The organism is Streptomyces sp. NPDC021093 (assembly GCF_044333135.1).
GTDB lineage: Bacteria > Actinomycetota > Actinomycetes > Streptomycetales > Streptomycetaceae > Streptomyces.
In genome coordinates this window covers 75,129-92,334 of sequence record NZ_JBIRQJ010000013.1, presented here as the reverse complement: position 1 = coordinate 92,334, position 17,206 = coordinate 75,129, and the positions used below count along the sequence as shown (strand labels likewise).

General features: G+C 71.4%; 16 protein-coding genes and 1 pseudogene. 9 read left to right on the top strand and 8 right to left on the bottom strand.

The features are described 5' to 3' along the window. Nucleotides 1–20 precede the first annotated feature (20 nt). Nucleotides 21–1,718 (bottom strand): ATP-binding cassette domain-containing protein, encoded by a 1,698-nt coding sequence (locus tag ACH4SP_RS34370; protein WP_398420912.1) that lies wholly within the window; start codon nt 1,716–1,718, stop codon nt 21–23. Between the two features lie 161 nt (nt 1,719–1,879). Further along, nucleotides 1,880–2,986 carry a mechanosensitive ion channel family protein gene (locus ACH4SP_RS34365; RefSeq protein ID WP_398420910.1) on the bottom strand — a complete coding sequence of 369 codons (1,107 nt, stop codon included), beginning with the start codon at nt 2,984–2,986 and terminating at the stop codon, nt 1,880–1,882. A 353-nt stretch (nt 2,987–3,339) separates the two neighbouring features. Here ACH4SP_RS34365 and ACH4SP_RS34360 point away from each other — a divergent pair. Continuing rightward, nucleotides 3,340–4,481, top strand: a pseudogene (locus ACH4SP_RS34360) (serine hydrolase domain-containing protein). Here ACH4SP_RS34360 and ACH4SP_RS34355 read toward each other — a convergent pair. Both ACH4SP_RS34355 and ACH4SP_RS34350 read right to left on the bottom strand, forming a co-directional pair. Then, the gene (locus tag ACH4SP_RS34355; protein ID WP_398420908.1) at nt 4,447–5,802 is read right to left on the bottom strand and encodes an MFS transporter; all 1,356 of its coding nucleotides are present in this window, start codon (nt 5,800–5,802) and stop codon (nt 4,447–4,449) included. The pseudogene ACH4SP_RS34360 and the gene ACH4SP_RS34355 overlap by 35 nt on opposite strands. Further along, a complete protein-coding gene (locus tag ACH4SP_RS34350; protein WP_398420907.1) occupies nt 5,799–6,452 on the bottom strand; it encodes an ArsR/SmtB family transcription factor in 654 nt (217 codons plus the stop codon). Before ACH4SP_RS34350 ends, ACH4SP_RS34355 begins: the two co-directional genes overlap by 4 nt. Before the next feature lie 84 nt (nt 6,453–6,536). Here ACH4SP_RS34350 and ACH4SP_RS34345 point away from each other — a divergent pair, with 84 nt between their 5' ends. The 5 genes from ACH4SP_RS34345 to ACH4SP_RS34325 all read left to right on the top strand — a co-directional run bounded on the left by ACH4SP_RS34345 (nt 6,537) and on the right by ACH4SP_RS34325 (nt 11,133). Then, the gene (locus ACH4SP_RS34345; protein ID WP_398420905.1) at nt 6,537–7,124 is read left to right on the top strand and encodes a GNAT family N-acetyltransferase; all 588 of its coding nucleotides are present in this window, start codon (nt 6,537–6,539) and stop codon (nt 7,122–7,124) included. A gap of 115 nt (nt 7,125–7,239) precedes the next feature. Beyond that, nucleotides 7,240–8,022: a GNAT family N-acetyltransferase gene (locus ACH4SP_RS34340; RefSeq protein WP_398420903.1), complete on the top strand. Its 783-nt coding sequence runs from the start codon at nt 7,240–7,242 to the stop codon at nt 8,020–8,022. Nucleotides 8,023–8,243: 221 nt separating this feature from the next. Next, nucleotides 8,244–9,497 (top strand): metallophosphoesterase, encoded by a 1,254-nt coding sequence (locus ACH4SP_RS34335; RefSeq protein WP_398420902.1) that lies wholly within the window; start codon nt 8,244–8,246, stop codon nt 9,495–9,497. A gap of 18 nt (nt 9,498–9,515) precedes the next feature. After that, nucleotides 9,516–10,340: a VOC family protein gene (locus ACH4SP_RS34330; RefSeq protein ID WP_398420900.1), complete on the top strand. Its 825-nt coding sequence runs from the start codon at nt 9,516–9,518 to the stop codon at nt 10,338–10,340. 100 nt (nt 10,341–10,440) lie between these two features. Continuing rightward, on the top strand, nt 10,441–11,133 hold the full coding sequence (locus ACH4SP_RS34325; protein WP_398420898.1) for a C39 family peptidase: 693 nt from the start codon (nt 10,441–10,443) through the stop codon (nt 11,131–11,133). Between the two features lie 116 nt (nt 11,134–11,249). Here the strand turns inward: ACH4SP_RS34325 and ACH4SP_RS34320 are convergent, their stop codons facing one another. Further along, nucleotides 11,250–11,546 carry a DUF6355 family natural product biosynthesis protein gene (locus ACH4SP_RS34320; protein ID WP_398420896.1) on the bottom strand — a complete coding sequence of 99 codons (297 nt, stop codon included), beginning with the start codon at nt 11,544–11,546 and terminating at the stop codon, nt 11,250–11,252. A gap of 115 nt (nt 11,547–11,661) precedes the next feature. Then, nucleotides 11,662–12,750, bottom strand: a complete 1,089-nt coding sequence (locus ACH4SP_RS34315) for a MerR family transcriptional regulator (protein ID WP_398420894.1) — start codon at nt 12,748–12,750, stop codon at nt 11,662–11,664. Nucleotides 12,751–12,870: 120 nt separating this feature from the next. On the opposite strand from ACH4SP_RS34315, the gene ACH4SP_RS34310 reads away from it, so the two are divergent. Beyond that, complete coding sequence (locus ACH4SP_RS34310; protein WP_398421200.1) at nt 12,871–13,740, top strand: hypothetical protein; 870 nt, start codon at nt 12,871–12,873, stop codon at nt 13,738–13,740. Between the two features lie 87 nt (nt 13,741–13,827). On the opposite strand, the gene ACH4SP_RS34305 is transcribed toward ACH4SP_RS34310, so the two are convergent. Continuing rightward, nucleotides 13,828–14,484: a DUF4360 domain-containing protein gene (locus ACH4SP_RS34305; RefSeq protein WP_398420892.1), complete on the bottom strand. Its 657-nt coding sequence runs from the start codon at nt 14,482–14,484 to the stop codon at nt 13,828–13,830. Nucleotides 14,485–14,697: 213 nt separating this feature from the next. After that, nucleotides 14,698–15,264, bottom strand: a complete 567-nt coding sequence (locus ACH4SP_RS34300) for an AAA family ATPase (RefSeq protein WP_398420890.1) — start codon at nt 15,262–15,264, stop codon at nt 14,698–14,700. A gap of 316 nt (nt 15,265–15,580) precedes the next feature. Between ACH4SP_RS34300 and cqsA the strand changes: the two genes are divergently transcribed. Further along, a complete protein-coding gene (cqsA, locus tag ACH4SP_RS34295) occupies nt 15,581–16,771 on the top strand; it encodes an alpha-hydroxyketone-type quorum-sensing autoinducer synthase (RefSeq protein ID WP_398420888.1) in 1,191 nt (396 codons plus the stop codon). Nucleotides 16,772–16,860: 89 nt separating this feature from the next. Then, complete coding sequence (locus ACH4SP_RS34290; protein ID WP_398420887.1) at nt 16,861–17,109, top strand: acyl carrier protein; 249 nt, start codon at nt 16,861–16,863, stop codon at nt 17,107–17,109. The last annotated feature ends 97 nt before the right edge of the window (nt 17,110–17,206 follow it).

The window sequence follows — 17,206 nt, the reverse complement described above, 5'->3', positions numbered from 1 at the left end:
GCAGGATGCGCCGGACGGACCTACCGCCCGGCCCGCCCGTCCGCCGTCCCCCGGCGGCACTTGCGCACCAGCACTGCCCAGGCCGCCACCAGGAAGAGCAGCGTGAACCCGGCCAGGATCAGCCACCCCCGGGACGCCGGGTGCGCGAAGGAGTCGCCGTACGAGGCCAGCAGGGGCGGTCCCAGCGGGGAGGTGCCGTCGCGCCACAGCCCCTCAAGGCCGACCGCGCTGCCCAGGGCCTCGTACGCCCACCGGTTGGTCATCGCCAGGCTGAGCACCTCGCCGGCGACCGTCATCCGGGGCACCGGCACGAACGCCCCCGAGAACAGCACCTGCGGGAAGCACAGCAGCGGCAGCATCAGCGTCGCCTGCCCCGGCTCCGACACGGCGGCCGACGCCAGCAGGCCCAGCGCGAGGGCCGCCGCCGAGGCGAGCAGGCTCGTCGTGAAGAGCGAGAGGAAGGTGTCCAAGCCCGCGGCGGGCAGCCGGTCGAGGGCGCGCAGCACCGCGAGCAGCAGGGCGTCCGCGACGGCGAGGACCGGCAGTACGAGCGTGAGTTTGGACGCCACGTACGGCCCCAGCCGCAGCCCCGCCAGCCATTCGCGGCGCAGCACCGGCAGTTCGGTGCAGATCTGGAGGAGTCCGTACGTCAGCCCGAAGAAGAACGCGCCGAACGCGATCCAGAACATGATCATCGCGGTGGAGCCGGGGTCGGGGGCCGCCGGGTCGAAGGCGCCCGCCCGGAACAGCACGGCGAACATCGCCACGATCATCACGGGCGACCCGGCGAGCACCGCGACCGACAGCCGGTTGTGCACCAGCAGCGCCGCTCCCCGCCGCGTCAGCAGCGCCCACTGCCGCACGGGGCCGACCCGGGGCCACGCCGCGGGGGCGGCGGCGGCCACCGGCCCGGAGGCCGCGTCCTGGTTCGACGGGGCGGTGGCGGACGCCGTCTTCGCGCCCCCTGCCACGGCCCCGTACACCTCCTCCAGAGTGCCCACCCCGAACGCCGGGCACAGCGCGCCCGGTTCACCCGCATAGGCGACCTCGCCCCCGGGCGCGAGGAACACCACCCGGTCCGCGCGCGGGAGGTCGGCCAGCGCATGGGTGGTGAGGACGACGGTGGTGCCGTCGTCCGCCAACCCCCGCAGGGTGTGCAGCAGTTCGGCGCCGGTGACCGGGTCCAGGCCGGAGGTGGGTTCGTCGAGGAAGAGCACCCGGGGCCGGGTGAGCATCTCCGCAGCGATGCCGGCGCGCTTGCGCTCGCCGCCGCTCAGGTCCCGTACCCGCGTGTCCGCGCGGTGGGCGAGGCCCAGCGACGCCAGCACCCGGCGCACCGCGGCGTCCACCGCGTCGGCGGCGGTCCCCGGCTCCATCCGCAGCCCGGCCGCGTACCGGAGGGTGTCCCGCAGCGGGAGTTCGAGGTGCAGGACGTCCTCCTGCGGTACGAAGCCGAACTCCCGCCCCGGAGGCCCCGGTCGGGCCCCGTCGTGCCGCACGGTCCCCCCGCTCGGGGCGTGCAGGCCGGCGAGCGTGGTGAGCAGGACCGTCTTGCCCGCCCCGCTGCTGCCCGCGATCACGGTGAGCGAGCCGGGGGCGACGTCCAGGGACACGTCGTGCAGCACGCGTCCGGCACCCTTGACCTGCTGGGTGACCCGGCGGGCCTCGATCCGCAGACCGGGCGGGGGAGACGATGCGACGGAGGTGTGGGGGCGCATGGGGGCAGCATGACAGGAATCACCCGCTGCCAGGCCCCTGACGCGGTCGGTCGGCGGGCCCCGTCGGGTCACGGCGAACAGGGCCCGCCGGGTCTCGGTGAACAAGGCCTGCCGTGCTCGGAGAGCGGGCCCCGCCGTGCTCGGTGGGCGGGCCCGTCGGCTCAGTGCGCGGGGTGCAGCGGGTCCTGTTCCGGCGCCTGGCGCTGCCGGGGGATCCCGGGCACGGCGTCCTCCGGGACACTGCCCTGCACGACGGTCACGTTCCGCGCGGGGGCCGGGACCCGGATGCCCTCCGCCCGGTACCGCTGGTGCAGGAGCTTGATGAACTCGTGCTTGATCCGGTACTGGTTGCTGAACTCCCCGACGCCCAGGATCACGGTGAAGCCGATCCGGGAGTCCCCGAAGGTGTGGAAGCGGACGGCGGGCTTGTGCTCGGGGAGGGCACCGACGACGTCCCGCATCACTTCGGCGACGACCGCGGACGTCACCCGCTCGACCTGCTCCAGATCGCTGTCGTACGAGACGCCGACCTGGACCGAGATCTCCAGGTCCTGCGCGGGGCGGCTGAAGTTCGTCATGTTGGTGCCGGCCAGCTGCATGTTCGGGATGATCACGAGGTTGTTGGAGAGCTGGCGCACGACCGTGTTGCGCCAGTTGATGTCGACGACGTAGCCCTCCTCGCCGCTGCTCAGCCGGATGTAGTCGCCGGGGCGCACCGTCTTCGAGGCGAGGATGTGCACGCCCGCGAAGAGGTTGGCGAGGGTGTCCTGCAGGGCGAGGGCCACCGCGAGGCCGCCCACGCCGAGCGCGGTGAGCAGCGGGGCGATGGAGACGCCGAGCGTCTGGAGGAGTACGAGAAAGCCCATCGCCAGCACCACGACGCGCGTGATGTTGGCGAAGATGGTCGCCGACCCGGCCACGCCCTGCCGGGACTGGGCCACCGACCGGACCAGTCCTGTGGTGATCCTGGCCGCCGTGAGCGTCCCGGCCAGGATGAGCAGCGCGGTCAGCGCGCGGGTCACGTTCTGCCCGGTCCGCTCGGTCAGCGGCAGGGCCGCGGCCGCCACGGCGAGACCCGAGGCGATCGCCGCGACCGGGACCAGCGTCCGTACGGCGTCGACGATGACGTCGTCGCCGCCCCACCGCGTCCGGCTGGCCCGTTCGCCCAGCCAGCGCAGCACGGCCCGCAGCAGCAGGGCCGCGACGAGCCCGGCGGCCACCGCGATTCCGGCGACCACCAGATCACTCAGTTCGAGGGCTCGCTTCATCGGTGCGCTCCCCGGGACGTGCGGGGTACGGGAAGCAAAGAGAGATAGAAATGCCCCTGGGGGCGGCATATGTGAGGTGTCGTCACCTTTGGTACCTGCTCATTCCGGGTTGCGCGGTCACGCCGGAGGAGCATGGGTGTCCTGCGGCGCGAGCGTCATCCTGCCCCATGAACCGGCTTCCCCCGTACGCAACCCACTCCGCCCCTCCACCACCCGGTCCCTCCGCGGGGGCGGCACGAAAACCGCTGGTGGCGGCCTGGTCGGCCTGCATAGCGTGTGCCGGTCAACCGGCGGCGGGGCGGCGACAGGCCTCCCGTGCGCGCCACGCACCACAAGACGGAAGAGACAGCACCGTGCAGCTCAACGGATGGGCCGACCAGCGATTCGGACCGGTCGCCGACACCTTCGCCCGCAACTTCGAGGACTTCGGTGAACTCGGCGCCGCCGTCACGGTGTTCGCGGACGGCCGCAAGGTCGTCGACCTGTGGGGCGGCACCGCGGACGAGCGCACCGGGCGGGCGTGGCAGGAGGACACCGTCGTCCCCGTCTTCTCCTGCGCCAAGGGAATCGTCAGCATCTGCGTCCAACTGCTGGCACAGCAGGGCGAGTGGACCTCGATGCGCCCGTGGCCCGCTACTGGCCCGAGTTCGCGCGGGCCGGCAAGGAAGAGATCACGGCACGCATGGTGCTCGGCCACCGCGCCGGACTCCCCGTCCTCGACCGCACGTTGAGCTTCGAGGAGATCGCCGCCTGGACCCCGGTGGTCCACGCCATCGAGGAGCAGAAGCCCCTGTGGGTGCCGGGCACCACGTACGAGTACCACGCACACGTCTTCGGCTTCCTCCTCGGCGAGCTGATCCGGCGCATCACCGGTCTCACCCCCGGCGCGTACTTCCGCCGGGCCGTCGCCGACCCGCTCGGCCTGAGCTGCTGGATCGGCCTGCCCGACAGCGAGACCGGCCGCCTCGCCCGGCTCGTCGAGGCGGCGGGGCGGCCCCCGATGCCGGGCCCCGAGTCGATGCTCACCCGCATGGTCACCATGAACGGGGCGTTCGCCTTCCCCGGACTCGACGCACCGCACGGCTGGAACGACCCCGCCCTGCTGGGCGCCGAGATCCCGGGCGCCGGAGCGGTCTGCTCCGCGCGCTCCCTGGCCGCTCTGTACGCGGCCGCCGCGACCGGCATCGACGGAGGTCCCCGGCTGCTCACCGCCGACACCGTCGCCGATGCCGTACGGGAGCAGTCGGCGGGCGAGTCGTGGCTGGGCTTCGACGCGGGAGCACGCTGGGGGTCGGGCTTCCTGCTCGACTCGCCGTTCCGCCCCACGCTCGGCGCGCGCAGCTTCGGCAATGACGGAGCGGGTGGCCAATTCGCCTTCGGCGACGACGAGTTCGGAGTCGGCTTCGCCTACACCGGCAACCGGATGATCGGCCACGGCGACGCCCGCGCCAACCGGCTGATCACGGCGTTGGGGGAGTGCCTGGGCGACCGCTAACGTCGACCGGGGAAGCGGAAGCGATACGCGCGACCGGGGCGGGCACCGGCGCCGGTCGCCGTATCCACAACGCGGCACCTGCCAGCAGCGCCGCGCTGCCGAACAGCCAGGGGAGCGGGCCGACAGGCAGAGCGCTGACCGCCAACCCACTGAGCGCATAGACGAGTTGCTGTGCGAGTGACTGCACGGAGAGGGCGGTGGCGCGCTGTTCGCTGGATACGCGGTGGTGCAGCAACTCGTTCTCGTTCGGGCTCGCCGCGCCCAGGCCCAGGTAGAACAGGATGAACCCGCCCACGGCGACGACCAGTGACAGTGGCCCCGAGGACGTCGCCGTCACGCCGAGCAGTAGCAGACCACCCGCGCTCACCCCCAGGCCTGCCAGTACCGCATGCTCGCCGCTGCGGGTCAGCCGGGCGGCGAGCGGTGCGAGCGCGCTGCCGAGCCCCGATGTGGCGAAACCGGCGCAGGCCAGCGCGGCGAAGAGCACCGCGCCCGACTCGGCCGTGCCCGTGAGCCCGGCGGCCCGGCCGGGCATGAGTAGCTCGACCGTGGCCAGTGCGGCCCCGGCCGCCCCCGCACTCAGCAGTACTCGACGGACCGTCAACTCACTGATGCTCAGGCGCAGTCCGGCGCAGATGGTGGCCGGTACGCCGCGCAGGACGCTGCTGGGCGTGGCGGGCTTGCGCGGTGGTTCCCGCAGCATGGTCAGGACGTACACCACGAAGACGATACTGACTGCGGCACCTGCCAGCACGGGCACGGACAGCGGCAGTACGACCCCGCCGGTGGCCTCGCTCAGCCGGGCGCCGAGGTCGGGGCCGAGCCCCAGCAGCCACGGCACCGCGCCGCCGACCAGGGTGCCGGCCGCCAGCGCGGCAGAGGTCGCGGCGCCGCCCCGGGAGAGGCCGGTGCGCAGGTCCGCGTCCGGCCCCGAGTGGGCCTGGACGGTGTCGACGTACCAGGCCTCGCCAGGACCGCTGGACAGGGCGCGGGCCACCCCCTTCAGGCCCATGCCGACGGCGAACGCGGCGTACGAACTGCCCAGTCCCAGAAGCATGAGGGCGACCACGTCGAGCAGCCCGGCGGCGGCCAGCACCGAGCGTCGGCCCAGCACGTCGGAAAGACCGCCGGTGGGCAGTTCCAGCGCCGCTGCGGTGAGTGAATGGGCGGCGAAGAAGGCTGCGACGGCCGTCAGGCTCATGCCGCGTTCGGTGAAGAGGAGGACGGCGGGGGCGAAGGCCAGCCCGATCGGCAGCCAGAAGAGCGCGCTGACGGCGAGGTAACGGCGCCGGGCCGTGCGCAGCGCCGGTGACTCGCTCATGACTCACCGTCAAATAGGTCCGAAGTCCCCGTTCCCACAACGGAGTTACGGGATGCCAGTGGCAGTCCCGCCACGACGACGATGACCTGTTCGGCACGCGGATGCTTCGCGTCGCGCGCGCTCAACTCCGCCACCTTGGCCTCCAGTGCCTCCCGCAGCTCACTCAGGGACTCCGGGGTCAGCCGCTGCATCGAGTCCCCGATGCCGGACGGCTCCACCCACTCCGGTCCGAGCCGCCCGGTGGCCAGGTCCTCCTCGTGCTGAACGAGGGAACGGCCCAGATGCTCCAGCTGCAGCCTGCGCATGGAGTCGAGGAAGGCGCGGCCCTCCGGGGTGGCGCCCATGATCTCGTTGCTCCACGAGGTCGTCGAGTGCACCGACTGCCAGCGCCGCTCCCGCCCGTCCCGGTGCTCGGCCTCCTCGACGAACGCGTACTTCGCCAGCACCCGCAGGTGATAGCTGGTGGAAGCGGACGACTCACCTGTCAGGGCCGCGAGTTCACTCGCCGTGGCCGGGCCGTCCTTCCGCAGCATCCCGAGCAGCCGGATGCGCAGGGGGTGGGTGAGGGCCTTGAAGGCGGCGGAGTCCTGCTCGGGATCGAGGACGCGCTTGTCGTGCGTCGCGGACTGCACGGGCTTCGTTTCGCTCATGGACGGGAGCGTAGAGCGCGAGCAGTTCTTTCCCAAAGTAGTTTTGCAGAACTTCTTTGGGGAAGTGCTCGTTAGTCTTTTCTCATGCGCTTCTACCGATCGGACATTGCCGACGTGTCGGGCGAAATGGCCGCCGTCTACGAGGAGGTGTTCACTGCTCCGCCCTGGAACGAAGAGCCGGGCGCGTCAAAGGAGTTCATCGACCGCCTCGCCGTCGACTGCCTGCGCCCCGGCTTCCTTGCGGTGGCCGCCCCGTCGGCTGTCGGGGTGAGCGGGTCGGACGACGTGGACGGATTCGTGACCGGCTGGACCACGCCGGACCCCTTCCCGCAGGACCGCTCCTTCGGGAAGGCGGCGACTCAACTGGGCGCGTATCTCCGCCCGTTGCTCGTCGGTGCGTACCAGATCGACGAGCTTGCCGTACGCTCCCGGGCCCGGCGCACCGGACTCGGCGGCCGGCTGCTGGCCGCGGCCGTCGAAGCCGGGGCCCCCGACGGCCGCGCCTGGCTGCTCACGGCCCGCTTCGCCACGGACACCGTGAACTTCTACCGGCGGCGCGGCTGGCACGAGATCGCACCGCCGCCCGGCGCGGACAGCGGTGCAGGCAGCATCGCCGTCTTCCTCGCCCCCGATCACCCCGGCGTCCCGGAACACCGGGAGATCTTCGTCTAGTTCGCACAGGGACCGGGAGCCGGCAGCCGGGAACACCAGGAGCCGGGAGCCGTCAGCCGGAACAAAGGCGGGAATTCCGCAAGCGTCCGAGCCCTGGGCTGCATAGTCTCCCTCCATGTCGAGCCCCACCCCCGAAGTCCCCCGTATCAAGGCCTTCCTGGCTGCCTTCGATCGCCGGCAGGCCTCCCGTACCGTCGAGTTCCCCGGCGGTTTCGCCGTCTTCGACGAGAGGTATCCGGAGTCCCACGGCAACAACCACCTCGTCGTCGACGGCATACCGGACGACCCCCTGGCCCTGCCCGCCCTCGCCGACGAGATCCTGGGCCACCTGCCGCACCGCATGATCTGCGTCCACGACGAGGCGACCGCCGCGGCGTGCGCGCCCCCGCTGGCGCTGGCCGGATACCGGCACAGCGTCGACCTGATCATGCTCCACACCGGCCAGGAACCGGCCGACTCCCTCGCCCGGCAGGCCGGGCCGATCGATCTCGACGCCTTCCGCGAACCCCTCGCCCGCCGGTGGCGCGGCTTCCTGCCGGACGTCCACGACGAGGTCGTACGCCAACTCGTCGACCGGCGCGAGGCCAGGTTCCGCGGCGCCGACATCGTCCACTTCATCGGCTCCCGTACGGAAACGGGCGAGGTCGCCTCCTGGGCCGACCTCTACGCGGACCCCGTCACGGGAATCGCCCAGATCGAGGACCTCGTCACCTCGGAGGAACACCTCCGCCGCGGTCACGCCGACGCGGTCGTGGCCGCCGCCCTGCGCCTGGCGGCCGAAGCGGGCTGCGACACCCGCTTCCTGACCGCCGACGGGGACGACTGGCCGCGCCACTGGTACGAGCGCCGCGGCTTCACCGTCATCGGCCGCTCCCACTGCTTCGAACGCGACGACTGACACCCCACCCAGGACACCCCACCCCGGACGCCCGACCCCGGACGCCTCTGGGAGACCCACCCCGGACGCCCGCCCCCGCCCGCCCCTCCGGCCTCCGCCCCGGACGCCCCCGGACAAACCCTCCCCGCCGCATCGGTGATCACAAAGTCGCCCCCATACCTCCGCCCCCTGTTCGCTCTTTGGCCTCCCGTCCTTCCGCCCTGATGTGGGAGAACGCATCCATGTGCGACGACGACCTGACCCCGCCCAGCGCGGACCTGACCGAAGAACAGTGGCTGCGCGCCGAGCCCGAGCTCGCCGATGGGCAGGTGGGCGACCGCGTGCGCGCCATGAGCACGGTACGCAGGCGGGCACTGCTGGGCGGTGCGGTCGCGGGGGCCGCACTCGCGGTGCTGCCCGGCGGCGGCACCGCCGAGGCCCGCCCGACGGGCAGCGCACCCCGGCCCCGGAGGGCGGACGTGGAGAAGTTCCCGTTCCCCCAACGCCCGGGATCCGATGGGGAGTTCAGCGTACTGATCACCGGTGACGCGGGCACAGGACTGGAGGCCCAGCACGCCGTGGCCGCCGCCGCCCGCCAGGTCTGCCGTACCGAGGGCATCGGCCTCGCCGTCGGCCTCGGCGACAACATCTACGAGAACGGCCCCGAGTCCGACCACGACTCCGAATTCCAGACCAAGTTCGAAGAGCCCAACACCGGCATCGACATCCCGTGGCTGATGGTCCTCGGCAACCACGACTGCTCTGGTCTGATCCCGGGCAGCGGCGGCGACCCCTCCCGCGGCGACCGCGAGGTCTCGTACGCCAGATCCTCCCGCCGCTGGTACATGCCCAGCCGCTACTACACCGCCGCACTCCCCGCCGACGGCACCGATCCCGTCGTCGAGTTCTTCGCCCTCGACACCAACCCGGTCGCCTCCACCGTCGCCCAGTTCGACCCGCACTACCAGTGGGACGGCCCGTACATGCGCGCCCAGCGCGAGTGGCTCGACGGTGCGCTCACCGCCTCCCGGGCCCGCTGGAAGGTGGTCATCGGCCACCACCCGTACCTCAACAACGGCAAGCACGGCAGCGCGGGCTCGTACGACGGCTTCCTCATCGGCCACTACACCCGCGGCATCCACCTCAAGGAGCTGTACGAAGAGGTCGTGGTCGGCCGCGCCGACCTGATCCTCTCCGGCCACGACCACACCCTCCAGCTCCTGGAGCCCACCACCCGCACCGCCGGAACCCGCCAGATCGTCTGCGGCGCCTCGTCCAAGTCCGGTGACGGCAAGGCCCATTCGCACCACCCCGCGACCTGGCAGAACTTCTCCGACCACGGCTTCATGGTCCTCAAGGTCTCCGAGAAGGCGATGACCGTGGACGCCTACACGGTCGACGTCCCCACCCGCACCGCGCAGCTCGCGCACCGCATCAGGACCACCACCCCCGTACGCCCCAAGGGGGTAGAGTCCGCCGCAAAATCGCATGCGTGAGCGACAAGGAGTCCTCGGATGGCGTCCACGGTCCGGCACATCACCTTTGACTGCACCGACCCCCACGAGCCGTACGAGGTCGCCGAGTTCTGGAGTGCGGTGTTGGACAGACCGGTCGACGCGCTGGACGCACCGGGTGACGACACGGTCTCCTTAGCGGCCGTTCCGGGCGCACCCGCCCTGATGTTCGTACGGGGCGCGGAGAAGAAGTCGGAGCGGAACCGGGTGCTCCTCGACCTGGAACCGGACGGAACCCAGGCGGCGGAGATCCGGCGGCTGACGGCGCTCGGCGCGACCTTCGTGGGAGAGATCGACCGGGACGGGGGAGACGGGGGCTGCGGGGGAGACGGGCAAGGGGTGGAAGGCGGCTGGGCCGTGCTGGCCGACCCGGCGGGCAATGAATTCCGCGTCTCCGTGGGCCGGGAGGAACGGCATGCGGGAGAACCCCTGCCCACCCCGAAGGCCGTCGTGCTGCGCCGCGCCGACGAGGGCTACCCGGGCGTGCAGGGCGGTGTGTTCACCCAGGGCGTCTCCGCCGAGACGGTGGACACCAAGGCGCTCTGCCTCCACGAAGTGCGGATACCGCCCCATTCCAGCGGCCGCCCGCATCTGCACGCGGGCCACGAGTCGGCCATCTACGTGATCAGTGGACGGCACGAGATCCGGCACGGCGAAGGCCTCGCCGAATGCGATGAACTCGGCCCGGGAGACATGGTGTTCATCCCGGCCGACACCCCGCACATGCCGGTCACGCGCGACGAGGCCGTGCTGTGCATCGTGGCGCGCACCGACCCGAGCGAGCAGGAGTCGGTGCATCTGCTGACGGACGGCGCCCCGGCCTGACCTGCGGCCGCGGCCGCGACTGCGGGCCGATGCCGAGCCACGGCCCCGGCCCGGGATGCGGGTGGCGCCCGGCAGCGGAGCCCCGGCAGAATGCGACACCATGCCCACACACCGCACCACGGCCACACCCGGCCCCACCACCGCACCCGCACCCCAGGCCACGGTCACGGACGTCGTCCACCCCGTCCCGTACTACTCCCAGTGGGCCTCGCCCGAGCTGGTCCGGGAGATCGTCACGGGCGGCCTCTCCGCCACCCGGGATCCGAAGTGGGCCTCGTACGGGGCGAGTTCACCCGAGGAGTACGACTGGTGGTCGTGGCGGCTGTGCGGCATGGCATGTCTGCGCATGTGTCTCGCCCACTGGGGGCAGCCCGTGCCCACCGCCATGGAGCTGGCCGCCGGGTGCGAGCGGGCGGGTGCGTACGTACGACGGGAGGACGGCGGCCTCGACGGCCTGATCTACGCACCCTTCGCCCGCCACGTCGAGGCGAGCTGGCCCCTGACCGCCGAGTGCCGCCCCGGTCTCGACGTCTCGGAGATCCCCCAACTCCTTGCGAAGGGGCGGCTGTTGATGCTCTCCGTCCACCCGTCCGTACGCGAACTGCACCCGTCCCCGCCCGGTCGGGGCGGCCACCTGGTGCTCGCGGTCGGCGCCACGCCCGACGCGCTGCTGGTCCACAACCCCTCCGGCTTCCCGGGCGAGTCGCAGGAGTACGCCCGCATTCCGTGGGCCGACCTGGACCGCTTCTACGCGGGACGAGGTGTCGTCCTCGGTCTCAAGGACCGGTCCTAGCCCATCCGCTCCTCGCGTACGGGACGGGCCCGGGGTGTCGGCCGCCCGGTCCGTGTGACGGAGGACCGCGACGGCCCGTCCCCGGGCCCGTCCGTGTGCGAGTGGATCCGACGGAATCAGCAGAGGCGACCCGTGTAGTGCGCCCCGTCGATCTTGCTGGCGCTGCCCAGCCAGTGATTGCCCGGGCCCACGCAGCGCTCGTAGTCCGGGCCGAAGTTGATCTCGACCTTGATGACGATCTGCGAACCGTCCCCCGTGCAGTGGTGGTAGAAGGCGTCACTGCCCGTCTCGTAGAAGCCGCACGGGTTCATCGCGGCGCTCTGCGCGCCGGGAGCGGCGGTCGCCGCGGTGGTCGTGCCGAGGAAGAGAGCGGCGGCGCCGACGGCGGCCAGCAGGGAGCGGGGAACACGCATGGGGCATCTCCTTGGTGAGAAAAGGCGGGGTGCCCGGGCGTTGATCACTCGTGCACGTGGAGACCATCGCGCCCGCCCGGCCGCACCGTCACGCGCGCTCCCTCCCCCGGGTGGTTCAACACCCCGAATGGAGCACGTCGGCAACCACGCAGCTGACGTTGTCGGGTCCGCCGGAGGCGTTCGCCAGGGCGACCAGCTCACGCACCGCCTCGTCGGGGTCATCGGCCGACGTCAGCACCGCACGGATCTTCTCGGTGGGCACGACCGCGGACAGCCCGTCGGAGCACAGCAGATAGCGGTCTCCCGGCAGCGCGTCGTGCAGCTTCGTCTCGGCCGCGACCGGACCGGTGCCCGAGTCGGCCGTCAACGCCCTTACCAGTAGGGCCCGTTGGGGGTGCGAGGCCGCCTCGGCCGGAGTGAGTCGCCCCTCGTCGACCATCGACTGCACGAGAGTGTGGTCGTGGGTGATCTGGAACAGGCCCCCGTCGCGGAGGAAGTAGGCGCGTGAGTCCCCGATGTGCACGAGGGCCAGCTGCGACCCGGTCCACCACATCGCGGTGAGCGTGGTGCCCGCCTCCCGTGTCTCGTGCGGTGCGTCGCCGGCCGCGCCGTGCACGGCGTGCCGCGCCTGCTCGACGGCATCCTCCAGCGCGTTGAGCAGACTGCCCGCCGGAACACCGTCGGTTTCCAGCCGCTTCAGCACGTCGACGGCCGCGGCCGCCGCGGGTGCACCGCGGTCCCCGTACCCGTCGGCGACGGCGAGCAGCCGTGCCCCCGCGTACGCCGCGTCCTGGTTGGTGTCCCGTACGAGACCGGAGTCGGACAGAGCCGCGTAACGGATCTCCAGAGGCGGTGCGGTGGTCATGACGGTGTCCTTTCGTGACAGTTGGCCGACGAGGAAGGAAGCGAGGTCCCGGCGGACCGCGGTGTCGGCCTCGACCTGCGCCCAGAACGCACGCACCTCCAGGGCCGCCCCGGCCGGGTCCAGCGCGCACACCTGCCGGATCCGGGCCAGCGGCATGTCCAGGCGCCGCAGCCAGGCGACCAGCCGGGCCCGCTCCAGCTGCTCGGGCGCGTAGAAGCGGTAGCCGGTCGCGCTGTCGACGCGTGCCGGCGGCAGCAGCCCCAGCTCGTCGTAGAGCCGCAGCGCCTTCGGCGACAGCCGCGACGCCTTGGCGAACGCTCCGATGGTCAGCAGCCCCATGCTCGTGCCCCCATGCCCGTTTCCCCGCACTTCTTCTTCCTCGTCGTACCGGGCCTGCTGCCCGGCCCCACCGATGCTGTGCTCTGCCCCAGGGGCAAGGTCAAGCCATCCCCCGATAGGATGATCTTCCGCCATTCGAGGAGCTCCACCGTGCCCGCGCACCCCCGCCACCGACCGCACATCCTGTACGTCACGGACCTCGCCTATCCGGCGCGGGGCAGGCGCTACTGCGACGAGGACATCCTGCTGTCCTCCCGGCTGCGCGAGGACTTCGACGTGGCCCTGTGCCACCCGCTGGACGCCGCCGCCCTGATGGACGGCTTCGACGCGGTCGTGGTCCGCAACAGCGGCCCCGTACTGCACTACCCGCAGGAGTACGACGCCTTCCGCGCCCGCGCCCTGGAGAAGGGCGTCCGCGTCTACAACCCGCTGAACGGGCGCGGCGACATGGCGGGCAAGCAGTACCTCCTCGACCTGACCCGGGCCGGACTCCCCGTCATCCCCACCGTCGACCGCCTGCAGGACCTGGCAGCCCTGCCGGACACCGACCTGTACGCGGTCAAGCCGAAGGCCGGGGCGGACTCGATCGGCCTGGAATTCGTGGCGCGCGAGAGCCTGCCCGGCCTCGCCACCGGCGAGAACCTGATCCAGCCGCGCATCGACTTCCGCTACGAGGTGTCCTTCACGTACGTCGACGACGCCTTCCAGTACGCGCTGCACGCCCCGGACCCGGAGCGCCGCTGGGAGCTCGTCCCGTACGAACCCTCCGAGGCCGACCTCGACTTCGCCCGCCGCTTCATTGACTGGAACACCCTCGACCACGGCATCCAGCGCGTCGACGCCTGCCGCGCCCCGGACGGCGAGCTCCTCCTGGTCGAACTGGAGGACCTGAACCCCTACCTCTCGCTCGACCGCCTCGACGACCGTACGCGCGACGCCTTCGTCGACAGCCTCAAGGTCTCGCTCCGGCGCTTCCTGGAGTCGTCCTGACCGGACTCGCACGAAGCAGCCGGTGACCACGGGAGGCGGTCACCGGCTGTGTACGGCGAGGTCCTGGAACCGGGTGAGGTCCTGGGATCAGCGGACCGGGCACTTCTTCCAGGCGAACTGGTACACGGTGCTGAAGCTGCCGTCGGTGGAGTCCATCATCATGAAGCTGTTGGTGTTGGTGAGGTCCGAGCTGCCGCCGTTCACGACGAGCTCGGTGTTGATGTTGAGGTTCCGGGTGGTGCCGCAGCGCGCGAACACGAGCGATTCGATCCCGGTCCTGTCGCTGACCTCCCAGTTGCCCCGGAGCGGCCCCCTGAACGCGTGGCTACGCCGGGCCGTCCCGGACATCCCCTGGAAGTAGTAGCTCGCGTTCTGCGTCGCGGACGCACCCCGCTCCAGGTCCGCGTAACCGCGGTAGTCGGCCTGGAGGATGGCGTACGTGTAGCCCTGGGGGACGTTCACGCGCAGCCCGAGCTGGCAGTTCTTGCGGAAGTCGGTCGGCTTGGCGCCCTTGCCGACCTGCGCCAGGTATTCGCTGTACGTGACGGTGAACGCGGTCTTGTCGGGTGAGACGGCCACCGAGGCGGAGCCGGGGCGACAGCCGGAGCCGTTGACCTGAGCGACGCTGATGGTGACCTGGTCCGGCGGCGGCGGTGTGGCGGACGAGGGCGCGGGGGCGGTCGTGGGGACGAGAGCTGCGGTCGCGAGGGTGGCGGCTGCGCCGATGAACGCCGTTCTGAACATGGCAACTTCCTTCCGGTCGCGCGGCGCCCCACTCGAACTGACTCGACGGAGTCACCGCTCAGCGGTCGTCAGGCATGCCCAGGGCATGGCCGATTCTGTCCGGAACGCTGAGAGTCGCCCACGACCGATGACCGAATTCGACCACAGTGTAGTGATATGTGCGCGATAAGTGAGCGCATGTGGGTATTTCGTGAAGAGGGATCTCGGGGTGCTTCAGGGTCTGCCCAGCTCGCCCATGACGAACCGCACCCGCCCCTCGACGTCCGTCCTCGGCAGCGGCACCAGCTCGTACCCGTACTCCTCGTACGTCGCGAGCATGGCCGCGTGCGTCCGCTCCGCCACCTCGAAGGACTGCTTCCGCTCGCTGTCCCGTACGTAGATCCGCTCCCACGGCGGCGCGACGAACACCCGCCTGCGGTAGCGGAATCGCTGCGCCGCCGCATGCACGTGGTCCGGCACCGGCAGCCCCTCCAGCCGCAGATACCCCACCACGTCCGGCATTCCCCGGTCGAAGAACACGGGTCCCGCGCACTCCGCCGCCAGCCCGTACGACCGCAGCTCCCAGCTCAGCATCAGCTCGGCGAACAGCGCGCGGTCGCCCCACGGCAGCCCCCGCCCGCCGACCGCCGTCTGCCCCCGGATGACCCCGCGCCCCGCCTCGTCCGACCGGCCGAAGCCCTCCTCGGCCAGCCGCTCGATCAGCGTGCTCTTCCCCGAGCCGGGTCCTCCGGTGATCACGACCAGCTGCTCGGGGTCCACCGCCCCGTACGGAAACTCCATGCGCACACGCTAGTCGCGCCCCACGGGCGGCGTCCGGGGTGGTGGAGAGCGGGCGTGCAACTTGTCCGATTCCCCGGGGTCGCGTGTGAAGGGGCGCTCAAGGGGGCGCGCGGGCGCATCCAGAGGGGTGAAGTACACGGCGACCGCCGGTGTGCGCCGCATCGCCGGGAAAGCGCCTGAGCTGCGCGGATTCTCAACTTTGCACCCGGTTGGACATATGTCCTAAAGATTCCCTGGTTCATGGAAAATCCGATTCGCCCCTAAAGTCTTGCCGGTCTTGTCAGTTCAGAACATCTGTCGATCCGAGCGAGGTGTGATGTCCGGCGAACTGTCCTTTCTCCAGGACCGGTTGAAGGCATGGGGAGTCCGCCAGGCGAGCTGGGGCGGCCCGCTCTACAGGGGGCGCGCGACTCCGGGGCGCGCCGACCTCGCGCTGATGTCGAACGACTACCTCGCACTCGGCGGCCACCCCGCTGTCGTCGAGGCCCAGATCGCCAGCCTCCGCAGCCACGGCAACGGCGCCCTGATGTCCGGAGCCTTCACCGGCGACACCGACCCCCTGCGCCGGCTCGAAGCAGAACTCGCCGACTGGCTGGCCGCCCCGGCCGTCATGCTCTGCCAGTCGGGATGGGCGGCCAACGTCGGCCTCATCCAGGCCGTTTGCCCGCCCGGCGGCCCCGTCTACGTGGACGAACTCGCCCACGCCTCCCTCTGGGAAGGCATCGCCGCCGCCCAGGCCGTGGCCCGCCCCTTTGCCCACAACGACACCGAGCACCTGGAACGCGCGATCCGCCAGTACGGTCCCGGTCTCATCGCTTTCGACACCCTCTACAGTGTCACCGGCGACTTCTGCCCGCTCCTGGAGCTGACCGCCGTCGCCGCCCGCACCGGCAGCGACCTCATCGCCGACGAGTCCCACACCCTCGGAGTCGTCGGCCGTCGGGGCACAGGTCTGGTGACCTCACTCGGCCTCACCGACAAGGTCGCCTACCGCACCGCCAGCCTCGCCAAGGCCTTCGCCGGCCGGGCCGGACTCGTCGCCTGTACGCAGGAGATCGCGGGCTACCTCCCGTACCACTCCCTGGGTGCGGTCTTCTCGTCCACCCTGCTGCCCCACGACGTGGCGGGCCTCACCGCCGCCCTCGACGTCCTCGTCAACGCCGACGACCGCCGCAGGCGCCTGGACCACAACAGCCGCCGCCTGCGCGACGGCCTCACCGCACTCGGCTACAACATCACCCCGAGCGAGAGCCAGATCATCCCCCTCCAGCCCGGCACCGAACCCGGCGTACGCCGCCTCCAGCACGCCCTGGACGCCCAGGGCGTGTTCGGTGCCGCCTTCGTCCCGCCGTCCGTGCCGGTCCGTCGCTGCGTACAACGCCTGTCCGTGCACTCCGAGCTGACCGCCGACGACCTCGACCGGATCCTGGCCGGCTGCGCGGCCGTACGCGACGAAGTCGGCCTGCGGGGCTGGAAGTCCACCCGCAGGCTAGCCGCCCACTGCTGATCCCCGCCCGCGGACACACGCAGACATGTAGACGCACAGACACGTAGACACACAGGCATACAGACACACAGAGAAGAGCCTTCACCGCGATGCAGACCATCGACCTGCGCCAGAGCCGCATCACCGACATCGTGTGCGACCGCCTGGAGCTCGAATCCGACGAGATCACCGAGACCGACCGGTTCGTCGAGGAGTACGGAGCGGACTCGCTCGCCCTCATCGGCGTACTGGCCGCCCTGGAGAAGGAGTTCAAGGTCACCATCGACCAGAGCGAGATGCCCCGGATGGCCCACCTCCGGGGCGTGCGCCAGGTCCTCGCCGAGACGGCGGGCTGGTAACCGCGACTGTGTCCTTCCGTTCCTCCCGACCTTCGCGTGCCGAAGGGACCCCGTCCGCGGGGTCCCGCCCCGGCTCCCTTTCCGGCTCCCTGTCCGG

Excerpts from the sequence above, each read along its gene's own strand:
- ACH4SP_RS34370 (WP_398420912.1), bottom strand. The coding sequence starts at position 1,718 with ATGCGCCCCCACACCTCCGTCGCATCGTCTCCCCCGCCCGGTCTGCGG.
- ACH4SP_RS34365 (WP_398420910.1), bottom strand. The coding sequence starts at position 2,986 with ATGAAGCGAGCCCTCGAACTGAGTGATCTGGTGGTCGCCGGAATCGCG.
- ACH4SP_RS34355 (WP_398420908.1), bottom strand. The coding sequence starts at position 5,802 with ATGAGCGAGTCACCGGCGCTGCGCACGGCCCGGCGCCGTTACCTCGCC.
- ACH4SP_RS34350 (WP_398420907.1), bottom strand. The coding sequence starts at position 6,452 with ATGAGCGAAACGAAGCCCGTGCAGTCCGCGACGCACGACAAGCGCGTC.
- ACH4SP_RS34345 (WP_398420905.1), top strand. The coding sequence starts at position 6,537 with ATGCGCTTCTACCGATCGGACATTGCCGACGTGTCGGGCGAAATGGCC.
- ACH4SP_RS34340 (WP_398420903.1), top strand. The coding sequence starts at position 7,240 with ATGTCGAGCCCCACCCCCGAAGTCCCCCGTATCAAGGCCTTCCTGGCT.
- ACH4SP_RS34335 (WP_398420902.1), top strand. The coding sequence starts at position 8,244 with ATGTGCGACGACGACCTGACCCCGCCCAGCGCGGACCTGACCGAAGAA.
- ACH4SP_RS34330 (WP_398420900.1), top strand. The coding sequence starts at position 9,516 with ATGGCGTCCACGGTCCGGCACATCACCTTTGACTGCACCGACCCCCAC.
- ACH4SP_RS34325 (WP_398420898.1), top strand. The coding sequence starts at position 10,441 with ATGCCCACACACCGCACCACGGCCACACCCGGCCCCACCACCGCACCC.
- ACH4SP_RS34320 (WP_398420896.1), bottom strand. The coding sequence starts at position 11,546 with ATGCGTGTTCCCCGCTCCCTGCTGGCCGCCGTCGGCGCCGCCGCTCTC.
- ACH4SP_RS34315 (WP_398420894.1), bottom strand. The coding sequence starts at position 12,750 with ATGGGGCTGCTGACCATCGGAGCGTTCGCCAAGGCGTCGCGGCTGTCG.
- ACH4SP_RS34310 (WP_398421200.1), top strand. The coding sequence starts at position 12,871 with ATGATCTTCCGCCATTCGAGGAGCTCCACCGTGCCCGCGCACCCCCGC.
- ACH4SP_RS34305 (WP_398420892.1), bottom strand. The coding sequence starts at position 14,484 with ATGTTCAGAACGGCGTTCATCGGCGCAGCCGCCACCCTCGCGACCGCA.
- ACH4SP_RS34300 (WP_398420890.1), bottom strand. The coding sequence starts at position 15,264 with ATGGAGTTTCCGTACGGGGCGGTGGACCCCGAGCAGCTGGTCGTGATC.
- cqsA (WP_398420888.1), top strand. The coding sequence starts at position 15,581 with ATGTCCGGCGAACTGTCCTTTCTCCAGGACCGGTTGAAGGCATGGGGA.
- ACH4SP_RS34290 (WP_398420887.1), top strand. The coding sequence starts at position 16,861 with ATGCAGACCATCGACCTGCGCCAGAGCCGCATCACCGACATCGTGTGC.